This window comes from Streptomyces sp. NPDC006265, assembly GCF_040613555.1.
Taxonomy (GTDB): Bacteria; Actinomycetota; Actinomycetes; order Streptomycetales; family Streptomycetaceae; genus Streptomyces.
Window position 1 is genome coordinate 1 of the sequence record NZ_JBEXSH010001359.1, and the last position, 1,570, is coordinate 1,570.

The window sequence follows — 1,570 nt, forward strand, 5'->3', positions numbered from 1 at the left end:
ACCAGTTCCCCGGAGTGCGGCACGACGAGGTGGACGGCCTGCTGGCCGGGGCGCCGCCGGGCGCGCACGGCGTCCGTGTGCTGCCGTACTTCGCGCCCTCCGGCGAACGCGCCCCCTTCGTGGAACCCCGCCTGCGGGCCGAACTCACCGGTGTCTCCCTGGAGTCGACCCGGGGCGATCTGGTCCGTGCCACCTGTGAGGGCATCGGGTACGCGGCCCGGCACTGCCTGGAGGCGGCGGGCCTGGCCGGGAGCCTGGCCGTGTGCGGCGGCGGCACCCGCAGCTCCGCCTGGATGCGGCTGCTGGCCGTTGTGCTCGGGCGGCCGCTGCGGGTCGTGGAGGGCGAGGTCGGCGCCCGGGGCGCGGTCCTGGCGGCGGCCGAGCGGTACGGGGTCGGGCTGGACGCGCGGGCGTGGACGAAACCTACGGCGGTCGTCGAGCCGGACCCGGACCGGGCCGCGTTCTACACGAGCGGCTACGCGGAACACCTGGACCGGCTGGCGCGGGCCCGGGACCGGGCCCGAGACCGCACGTGAAGCTGCCTTCGACAAAGGGGAGTTGCATGCAGCTCGGACGGAGATCCCTCCTGCTCGCGGCGCCCGCGGGAGCCGCCACGGCCGGCACGGCCGCCCCGGCGGGGGCCGGACCCCGCCAGGGCGGAGGCCCGGTCGTCATCGGCCATCGCGGCGCGGCCGGCTGGCGCCCCGAGCACACGGCGCCCTCGTACACCTACGCCGTGCAGACCGGGGCCGACTGGATCGAACCGGATCTGGTGCCGACGAAGGACCACGTGCTGGTGGTGCGGCACGAGAACGAGATCTCCCAGACGACCGACGTGGCCCGCCGGCCGGAGTTCGAGGACCACCGTACGACGAAGACGGTCGACGGGCGGGCCGTCACCGGCTGGTTCACGGAGGACTTCACGCCGGCCGGGCTGAAGACGCTGCGGGCGGTGGAGCGGCTGCCCGCGGTCCGCAACCGCAACACCGTCTTCGACGGGCGCGCCGAGGTCATGACCTTCCAGGAGGTCGTGGACCTGGCGCGGCGGTTGTCGCGGGAACACGGCCGGACGATCGCGGTCTTCCCGGAGACCAAGCACCCCACGTACTTCCGCTCGATCGGCCTGCCGCTGGAGCCGAAGCTCGCGGCCGCGATCCGCCGCAACCGGCTCGGCCGCCGCGAGTGCGTCGTGCAGTCCTTCGAGCCGACGAGCCTGAAGCGGATCGCGGCGGAGCGGCTGGGGCGTGCCGGTGTGGCAGGCGCTGGGGACGACGGGCGGGCCGTACGGCCTGGTCGCGGCCGGTGATCCGACGACGTACACGGAGATGATGAGCCCGGCGGGGCTGGCCCGGATCGCCGCGTACGCGGACTGGATCGGCCCGGACAAGGTCTCGCTCGTCGGCACGTCGCTCGTCGCGGACGCTCATGCGGCGGGGCTGCGGATCGGGCCGTACACCTTCCGCGCGGAGAACCAGTCCCTGCCGGAGCGGTTCCGGCGCGGGAGCGGAGCGAACGATTTCGGGGACGCGTTCGCGGAATACGCGCTGTACTACCGCATGGGGGTCGATGC

General features: G+C 74.4%; 1 protein-coding gene and 1 pseudogene. Both read left to right on the forward strand.

Annotated elements, in window-relative coordinates; translation table 11 throughout:
* Positions 1-536: FGGY-family carbohydrate kinase (locus tag ABZ281_RS48830; protein WP_356665241.1), on the forward strand; the 536-nt coding region annotated here is incomplete at its 5' end.
* A 26-nt stretch (positions 537-562) separates the two neighbouring features.
* Positions 563-1,570 (forward strand): annotated as a pseudogene (locus tag ABZ281_RS48835) (glycerophosphodiester phosphodiesterase family protein); the annotation flags it as partial.